The organism is Vallitalea maricola (genome assembly GCF_036985595.1).
Lineage (GTDB): Bacteria > Bacillota > Clostridia > Lachnospirales > Vallitaleaceae > Vallitalea > Vallitalea maricola.
Genome location: NZ_BTPU01000330.1, coordinates 1 through 275, shown reverse-complemented (window position 1 = coordinate 275; position 275 = coordinate 1). Strand labels below are relative to the sequence as shown.

Below are 275 nucleotides of genomic sequence, written 5' to 3'. Positions count from 1 at the left end.
TCCAGTCCTTTGTAAACTCCATAAATTGAAGGTAAAATAATACCGATGATAAAAAATAATATAGGTGTTTCAATCATGAATGCACCAGCTAATAACTCTGCAAATTCTCTTAAAATAAAAGTATTAATATATATAAAATGGCAACAATAAAGAAATCCTAAAATTTTGCTAGGAATCTTACCTATAATATCTCCACTATATTGAATTATCGTTCTATCTTTGTACATGGTTCCTAATTCTGTAATCACATATACAACTAATAAACCAAGTATTGT

At 26.9% G+C, this 275-nt stretch carries 1 protein-coding gene; it reads right to left on the bottom strand.

Annotated features, from left to right (window positions below; all coding sequences use genetic code 11):
• Positions 1-275: GerAB/ArcD/ProY family transporter (locus tag AACQ14_RS24270; protein WP_339366102.1), on the bottom strand; the 275-nt coding region annotated here is incomplete at both ends.